Origin of the sequence: Nocardioides sp. SYSU D00038, from assembly GCF_016924665.1 — a bacterium.
In the GTDB taxonomy this organism is placed as follows: domain Bacteria; phylum Actinomycetota; class Actinomycetes; order Propionibacteriales; family Nocardioidaceae; genus Nocardioides.
The window spans coordinates 203,600-211,046 of sequence record NZ_JAFFJT010000010.1 but is presented as its reverse complement, the minus strand read 5'-3'; the positions used below and the strand labels follow the sequence as shown (position 1 = coordinate 211,046).

Here is a 7,447-nt window from a genome sequence, read left to right as displayed (position 1 = left end):
CCCCCCCCGCCCCGCGCGGTGGTAACTGCTCCCTCTAACCGACGGACCGGCGGGCCTAGGGTGGGGGCGTGCCCGAGCCGCGCCGCCGTCCCGACCTCCAGCTGCGCTCCACGCTGGCCGGCGAGGCCGCCGCGGCGGCGGCCGAGGTCGAGACCGCGCTCAGCCACCCCACCGACCCGACGGCGGCGGCGTTCTTCGACGTCGACAACACCGTGATGCAGGGGGCGAGCATCTACCACCTCGCCCGCGGGCTGCACCGGCGCAAGTTCTTCACCACTCGCGAGATCCTGGGCGCGGCCTGGAAGCAGGCCTACTTCCGGGTGGTCGGGGTCGAGGACCCCGAGCACGTCGCCGACGCCCGCAACTCCGCGCTCGGCTTCATCGAGGGCCACACCGTGCGCGAGCTCGAGGAGCTCGGCGAGGAGATCTTCGACGAGGCGATGGCCCACCGGATCTGGCCCGGCACCCGGGCGCTGGCGCAGATGCACCTCGACCAGGGCCAGCGGGTCTGGCTGGTGACCGCCGCGCCGATCGAGATCGCCCAGATCATCGCTCGTCGGCTCGGGCTCACCGGCGCGATGGGCACGGTCTCCGAGCACGTCGACGGCGTCTACACCGGTCGTCTGGTCGGGGACCTGCTCCACGGTCCGGCCAAGGCCGAGGCGGTGCTGGCCCTGGCCGCCCGCGAGGGGCTCGACCTGGCCCGCTGCTCGGCGTACTCCGACTCGGTCAACGACCTGCCGATGCTGGGGCTGGTCGGCGATCCGTGCGCGGTCAACCCCGACGCCAAGCTGCGGGCCCACGCCCGCGAGCAGGGCTGGCGGATCCGCGACTACCGCACCGGCCGCAAGGCCGCCCGGGCCGGCATCGTGGTCGGCGGCGCGGCCGGGGCGGTGAGCGGCGCGGTGGCCGCGGGGCTGGCCCTGCGGGGGCGCCGGCGCTGACAGGGGCTCCTCGGAGCGGCGCCCCGCCGCGCTGCCGAGCGACCGGTGGTCTGGTCCGGCGTCACGAAGAACGTGAACGGACGTCACCTTTTTGTCCGTTTCGCGTTCACAAGCCCCTCGGCCGTGCTTACCATGGCCAAGGCTTTCGGGAGCACTAAGGGGAGGGAACCCGGCGATGCCGTGGAACAGCGCTGACCTGGCGCGCGGGCTGGACGCCCTGCGTGCCGTCGTCGCGCACCTCCTCGACCCCCCGTCCGGAGCCGTGCCGGCCCTGGCCGCAGCGGGTCCAGGCGCGCAGCCGCAGGGGTCAGCCCAGGCGACCACGCCCTGGCTGCTGAGCGAGGCGGCGACCACCGACGGCGGCCGTGACGGCTACGGCGACGGCGACCTGGCGACGTCCTCGGAGGAGTCCGAGGAGGAGCGCACCCGGCTGATCGCGCTCGTCGAGCTGGCCCGGCAGGGCGACTCCGACGCGTTCGGCCTGCTCTACGACCACTACCAGGGCTCGGTCTACCGCTTCCTCTTCTACCGCACCCGCTCGGTGCAGCTGGCCGAGGACCTCACCTCCGAGACCTTCTTCCGGGCGCTGCGGAGCATGACCGGCTTCCGTTGGCAGGGCAAGGACTTCGGCGCCTGGCTGATGACCATCGCGCGCAACCTCGCCACCGACCACTTCAAGGCCGGCCGCACCCGCCTCGAGCTCACCACCGAGGACATGGGGCAGCACGACAACGCCACCGAGGGTCCGGAGACCGCGGTGCTCGCGAGCCTGACCAACGAGATGCTGCTCGAGGCGCTCACCCAGCTGCCCGCGGAGCAGAAGGACTGCCTGGTGATGCGTTTCCTCCAGGGGATGAGCATCGCCGAGACCGCCGACGTGCTCGGTCGCAGCGAGGGCGCGGTCAAGCAGCTGCAGCTGCGCGGCGTGCGCAACCTCGCGAAGCTGATGCCCGAGGGGGTGCGCGGGTGATGCGCGTCTCCGTAACTTCTTCCATCCGGCGCTCGTTGGGCCGGATGTACCACCACACGACAGGACGGATCCGATGAGCCCCGTGCACCCGGCGCGCCGACGCGCCGAGCGCTTCGACGGCCTGGTCGAGGGAGACTCGACCCGGGCGGTCGACGCACGCACGCAGGAGCTCCTCGAGCTGGTGGGTGCACTGCGCGCGGTGCCCGAGCCGCAGCCGCGTCCCGAGTTCGTGGCCGACCTCCGCGAGCGGCTGATGACCGCCGCCGCGACCGAGCTCAGCCCGCAGGCCGTCACCGAGGCCCGGCTGACGCTGCCCCCGCGCAGCACCGGCCAGCGGGCGCGCGACCGCCGGATCGCGGTCGCCCTCGGCGGCTTCGCGCTCGTCGGCGCGACCACGTCGATGGCGGTGGCCGCCCAGGGCGCGCTGCCGGGCGACACGCTCTACCCCCTCAAGCGCGCGATCGAGAACGTCCAGACCAACGTCCGCTCCGACGACGGTGACAAGGGCGCCGCGCTGCTGGCCAACGCCCGTGGCCGCCTCGAGGAGGTCCGCGAGCTGTCCCGTGACGGCGCGGACGCCGGCGTCGTCGCCGACACCCTCGACGACTTCTCCGACCAGGCCACCGCCGCCTCCGACCTGCTGCTCACCGAGTACGAGCGGACCGGGCGCGAGAAGGGCGTCGCCCAGCTCCGGTCGTTCACCTCCAGCAGCATCGACGCGCTGAGCGAGCTCGAGACCGACGTGCCCGACGGCGCCCGCGAGGCGCTGCTCAACGCCGCCGAGGTGCTCTTCACCATCGACCAGGCCGCCGCCCAGGCGTGCCCGGCGTGCACCGGTGACGGCATCCAGGAGATCCCGCCGAGCCTGCTGGCCAGCGCCAGCACCGCGGTCACCGACCTGGGCCAGACCCTGAAGCCGCCGACGCCCGAGGGCCCCGCCGACGAGCGGCCGGTCGAGCCGGTCAAGGGCCCGGGCCACGCGACCGACCCCTCGACCGACGAGGGCAGGCCCGCCGCCCCGCAGCCGGGCACCACCCCGGTCCAGCAGCCCAGCGGTGGCACCACGGGTGGCAGCACCGGCGGCACCGGCGGGGGCAACGCCAAGCCGACCAAGCCCACCAAGCCGGTCGACCAGCTCACCGACTCGCTCGGCGACACCGTCGACACCCTCGGCGGCACGGTCGGCGGCGTCGTGGGCGGCCTCGGCCAGCTCCTCGGCGGCCTCACCGGCAGCCTGCTCAACCCCCAGGGTCAGCAGCAGGGCGAGTAGCCCCACGGCCGCGTTCGGTCGCGCGGCCGACCCGGACGGGTCGGCTAGCGGAAGACCGACTGCCGCTGCATGAGCAGCGAGTAGAGCGTCTGCTGGATGGTCTCGCGCACCTGGTCGGTGACGTTGAAGACCAGCATCGGGTCGTCGGCCGCGCCCTCGTCGTACTCGTCGGTGCGGATCGGCTCGCCGAACTCCAGCAGCCACTTCGACGGCAGCGGCACCAGGCCGAGCGGGCCGAGCAGCGGGAAGAGCGGCGTGATCGGGATGTAGGGGACGCCGAGCAGGCGGGCCAGCGAGGGCAGGTTGCCCACGAGCGGGTAGATCTCCTCGGCGCCGACCACCGACAGCGGGACGATCGGCACCCCGGTGCGCAGCGCGGCGGAGACGAAGCCGCCCCTGCCGAAGCGCTGGAGCTTGTAGCGCTCCTTGTAGGGCTTGCCGATCCCCTTGAAACCCTCCGGCCACACGCCCACCAGCTCGCCCTGGCGGAGCATCCGCTCGGCGTCCTCGCTGCAGGCCAGGGTGGTGCCGCCCTTGCGGGCCAGGGTGCTGACGACCGGCATCCGGAAGACCAGGTCGGCGCCGAGCGGGCGCAGGAACCGGCCGGTGTGGTCGTGGATCGTCACCATCGTCATCAGGCCGTCGACCGGGACGGTGCCGGAGTGGTTGGACACGACCAGCGCGCCGCCCTCGGCGGGGATGTTCTCCAGGCCCCGGACCTCGATGCGGAACCAGCGCTGGGCGATCGGCCGCAGCGCGGCCATGAAGAACCGCTCGGTGATCTCGGCGTCGAAGCCGTACTCGTCGACCTCGTAGTCGCCGGTCACCCGGCGGCGCAGGAAGGCGAGCAGCCGGGCCAGCTGGAGCTCCCAGTCGTCGCCGAAGATCTCCCGCGAGGCGGTCTGGAAGGCGGCCAGCAGGTCGGCGGCCGGGATGCCGCCGGCGGGGAGGCGGTCGCGGACGACGGCACGGGGCTGGCTGACGGGCCGGGTGACGGGCTGGGTGGGCTGGGCGGCCGGGTCGGGAGACTCGGCAGGAGCGACCTCTACCGGGGTCTCGACCGGCTCGGGGCCGGTGTCCTCGGCGCCCGTGTCGTGGGCGCCGGCGTCCTGGGCGCCGGCGTCGTGGGCCGTGGAGTCCTCGGGGTCGGCGACCTTGCGCGGCTTGCGGGCGCCGGGGGCGAGCTGGCGGGCCGCCGACGACGGCTGCTTGCCGGTGCCGCGGCCGGGTCGGCCGCGGGTGCCGATCGGGATGATCTCGGCGTCACCCATGCAGCGCCTCCCGGGTGGGCTCGACCGGCGGCAGGGTGGCGGCGATCGTGCCGAGCACCCGGTCGGTGCGACCGCCCGTGGGCGTCAGCGACGAGGCGAAGTCGCGGAACGCGGCGGCGGTGGTGTAGCGCGGGTGGAAGTCGAGCACCTCGCGCATCCGCGTCGTGTCGACGCCGCGGCCGTAGGTGAGGAAGGTCAGCTGCTCGGGCGAGAAGTCCGCGATCCGGGCCGACCGCAGGGTGGAGCCGACCCGGCCCACGAGCGGCCCGGGCATCGGCACCGACGGGCGCTCGAGCCGGCGCAGCGCCTGGGAGAGCATCAGGATGCCGTCTCCGGCGACGTTGAAGGTGCCGTGGACGCCGGTCGCGACGGCGTGGCCGAGCACGTCGAGCAGGTCGCACTCGTGGAGGAACTGCAGCCGCGGGTCGTGGCCGAGGACCGTGGGCACCACCGGCAGCCGGAAGTAGGAGGTGATCGGGCTCTGCACGTGGGGGCCGATCACGTTGGCGCAGCGCAGCATGGTGACCCGGACGTCGGAGCGGCGCCGCGCGAAGCCGCGCACGTAGCCCTCGATCTCCGCGACGTCCTTGGCGTAGCCCGACCGGGGCGCCCGGCGCGGCTCCATGTCCTCGGTGAACATGGCGGGGTCGCGGCTGCTGGCGCCGTAGACCGTGGTGGTCGACTTGACCACGAGCTGGCGCACCGACGGCGCCTTCTGGCAGGCCGCCAGGAGCTGCATCGTCCCGATGACGTTGAGCTCCTTCATCGTGACGCGGCCGCCGGCGCTGCCCGGCGTCGAGATGACGGACATGTGGACGACGGTGTCGACGTCCTCCTTGGCGATCACCTTGGCGATCACCGGGTTGCGGATGTCGGCGCGCACGAACGAGACGTCGCCGATGTCCTCCTGCGGAGGTACGACGTCGACGCCGATCACCCGGGCGACGGACGGGTCCTCAGCGATCCGGCGCGCGAAGCGGCGACCGAGGTCGCGAGAGACCCCGGTGACCAGCACCACCCTGCCGTCAGCCATGGTTGCCCCGATCCGTCACGGCCCCGAGGGCCGGGACGACTACTTGCCGAGCTTGCGACGCTGGACGCGCGTCTTCTTCAGCAGCTTGCGGTGCTTCTTCTTCGCCATGCGCTTGCGGCGCTTCTTGATGACCGAACCCACAGGGGAACCCTTTCCAACAGCGTGTGCGGCCCGCGGATCAGTCCGCGGGACCGGCACAGCCTATCCGCCGGGGGCCTCCGGTCAGAATCGAGTGCCGGGGCCGGACCGGGGCCGGGGCGGGGCGGGGGCGCGGCAGCGGCCGGCGGTCCGCACGAGCGGACGCCGGCGGCTGCGGTCGCGGGTTCAGCCCGCGTCGTAGAAGGAGTTGCGGAGGTACTCGTTCACGTCTTCCTCCACGACCCGGAACGAGCGGCCGACCCGCACCGCGGGCAGCTCGCCGTTGTGGACCAGGCGGTAGACCGTCATCTTCGAGACCCGCATCATCGCGGCGACCTCGGCAACGGTCAGGAACTTCGCCTCGGAGATGTCCCCGGAGGAGGAGTTGGTAGCCATCGTGCACCGTAACTTCCTTGCAGCGCGCCACCAGGCTTCCCCACCTGATATCGCAACGCACCGCGACCCTCGTGAATATAGGGCCTCGTGTGACTCGTGGGGAAGACCTTCCCCGATCTCGCCGTACTGGTCTACGGCGTGTCGGCTTGCTTCTTGACAGGTCCGCCCCCGCTCAGCTCGACCAGCGGAGGACGGCGTACCGGTGCTAGCGTGGCGCCGTGCTCACGACCCGCTCCACGCAGTGGTGGCCCGCCTGACGGCGGCCCACCGACCCAGCACACCCCACACACGGCCGCCCACGGGCGGCCGTCGTCGTTCCCGGACTCCTCGTCCGGCGTCGGGCGCCCCTGGCGGCGCCGACCCGCCCCGAGGAGAACCGATGACCACCACCGACCGACGACTGTCGCTGCTCAAGCCGACCGGGAGCCCCACGCTGGGCAACCTGCTGGGCGCGCTGCGCCCGATGGCCGCCGGCCAGGACGACGCCGACTGCTTCTACGGCGTCGCCGACCTGCACGCCCTCACGATCCCCCACGACCCCGCCCGGTTGCGCACGGCGACCCGGGAGCTCGCGACGCTGATGCTCGCGGCGGGGCTCGACCGGAGCACGCTGTTCGTGCAGAGCCGGGTGCCGGCGCACGCCCAGCTCTCCTACCTGCTGGAGTGCGTGGCGTCGGTGGGGGAGCTGAGCCGGATGATCCAGTTCAAGGGAAAGCGGGCCGGCGACCGGGCCGGCACGACCCGTACCTCGCTGCTCACCTACCCGGCGCTGATGGCGGCCGACATCCTGCTCTACCGCACCCACCGGGTGCCGGTGGGTGACGACCAGCGCCAGCACGTCGAGCTGGCCCGCGACCTGGCCCTGCGGTTCAACCGCACCTACGGCGAGGTCTTCGTCGTCCCCGAGATCACCACCCCGCCAGTCGCGGCCCGGGTGATGGACCTCGCCGACCCGAGCACCAAGATGGGCAAGAGCGGGAGCGAGGGTGCGGCCGGCGTGATCCGGCTGCTGGACCCGCCCGAGCAGGTGCGACGGGTGGTCGCCCGGGCCGTGACCGACTCCGAGACCGGACCCGGCGCCGTGCGCGCGGACCGGGACGAGAAGCCCGGGATCACCAACCTGCTCGAGATCCTGGTTGCCTGCGGCGGCTCCGCCGACGGCATCACGACCTACGGCGCGCTCAAGCGGGCCGTCACCGACGCGGTGGTCTCGGTGCTCGAGCCGCTGCAGCGGCGCCACGCCGAGCTCGCGGCCGACCCGGCGTACGTCGACGCGGTGTTCGCCGCCGGTGCGCAGCGCTGCCGCGAGGTCACCGCACCGGTGCTGTCGGCGGCCGAGGCGGCGGCGGGGCTGGGGAGCCTGCCGGCCGCGGGCTGAGGGACGACCGCTCGTCCCGCGGCGAACCAGGGGGGCCGGGCCGGCAT

8 protein-coding genes are annotated in these 7,447 nt (G+C 73.4%); 4 read left to right on the top strand and 4 right to left on the bottom strand.

Annotation, left to right across the window (positions count from 1 at the left end; genetic code table 11):
- Positions 1-68 precede the first annotated feature (68 nt).
- The 3 genes from JT721_RS06290 (at position 69) to JT721_RS06280 (ending at position 3,184) form a co-directional block, all read left to right on the top strand.
- Complete coding sequence (locus tag JT721_RS06290) at positions 69-944, top strand: HAD family phosphatase (RefSeq protein ID WP_205472077.1); 876 nt, start codon at positions 69-71, stop codon at positions 942-944.
- Between the two features lie 175 nt (positions 945-1,119).
- On the top strand, positions 1,120-1,914 hold the full coding sequence (locus tag JT721_RS06285) for a sigma-70 family RNA polymerase sigma factor (protein WP_205472076.1): 795 nt from the start codon (positions 1,120-1,122) through the stop codon (positions 1,912-1,914).
- Positions 1,915-1,987: 73 nt separating this feature from the next.
- Entirely contained in the window at positions 1,988-3,184 is a 1,197-nt protein-coding gene (locus tag JT721_RS06280; protein ID WP_205472075.1) for a DUF5667 domain-containing protein, read from the top strand.
- Between the two features lie 44 nt (positions 3,185-3,228).
- Here the strand turns inward: JT721_RS06280 and JT721_RS06275 are convergent, their stop codons facing one another.
- From JT721_RS06275 to JT721_RS06260, 4 genes are all read right to left on the bottom strand, one after another.
- Complete coding sequence (locus tag JT721_RS06275; RefSeq protein WP_205472074.1) at positions 3,229-4,455, bottom strand: 1-acyl-sn-glycerol-3-phosphate acyltransferase; 1,227 nt, start codon at positions 4,453-4,455, stop codon at positions 3,229-3,231.
- Positions 4,448-5,488, bottom strand: a complete 1,041-nt coding sequence (locus tag JT721_RS06270; RefSeq protein WP_205472073.1) for an NAD-dependent epimerase/dehydratase family protein — start codon at positions 5,486-5,488, stop codon at positions 4,448-4,450. The genes JT721_RS06275 and JT721_RS06270 overlap by 8 nt, the downstream gene beginning before the upstream one ends.
- A 39-nt stretch (positions 5,489-5,527) precedes the next feature.
- Positions 5,528-5,629 (bottom strand): 30S ribosomal protein bS22, encoded by a 102-nt coding sequence (locus tag JT721_RS06265; protein WP_008356322.1) that lies wholly within the window; start codon positions 5,627-5,629, stop codon positions 5,528-5,530.
- A gap of 183 nt (positions 5,630-5,812) precedes the next feature.
- Positions 5,813-6,022 carry a helix-turn-helix domain-containing protein gene (locus tag JT721_RS06260; protein WP_205472072.1) on the bottom strand — a complete coding sequence of 70 codons (210 nt, stop codon included), beginning with the start codon at positions 6,020-6,022 and terminating at the stop codon, positions 5,813-5,815.
- Positions 6,023-6,401: 379 nt separating this feature from the next.
- On the opposite strand from JT721_RS06260, the gene trpS reads away from it, so the two are divergent.
- Positions 6,402-7,400, top strand: coding sequence for a tryptophan--tRNA ligase (gene trpS, locus JT721_RS06255; protein ID WP_205472071.1), 999 nt, complete (start codon positions 6,402-6,404; stop codon positions 7,398-7,400).
- Positions 7,401-7,447 lie beyond the last annotated feature (47 nt).

Excerpts from the sequence above, each read along its gene's own strand:
- JT721_RS06285 (WP_205472076.1), top strand. The coding sequence starts at position 1,120 with ATGCCGTGGAACAGCGCTGACCTGGCGCGCGGGCTGGACGCCCTGCGT.
- JT721_RS06280 (WP_205472075.1), top strand. The coding sequence starts at position 1,988 with ATGAGCCCCGTGCACCCGGCGCGCCGACGCGCCGAGCGCTTCGACGGC.
- JT721_RS06275 (WP_205472074.1), bottom strand. The coding sequence starts at position 4,455 with ATGGGTGACGCCGAGATCATCCCGATCGGCACCCGCGGCCGACCCGGC.
- JT721_RS06270 (WP_205472073.1), bottom strand. The coding sequence starts at position 5,488 with ATGGCTGACGGCAGGGTGGTGCTGGTCACCGGGGTCTCTCGCGACCTC.
- JT721_RS06260 (WP_205472072.1), bottom strand. The coding sequence starts at position 6,022 with ATGGCTACCAACTCCTCCTCCGGGGACATCTCCGAGGCGAAGTTCCTG.
- trpS (WP_205472071.1), top strand. The coding sequence starts at position 6,402 with ATGACCACCACCGACCGACGACTGTCGCTGCTCAAGCCGACCGGGAGC.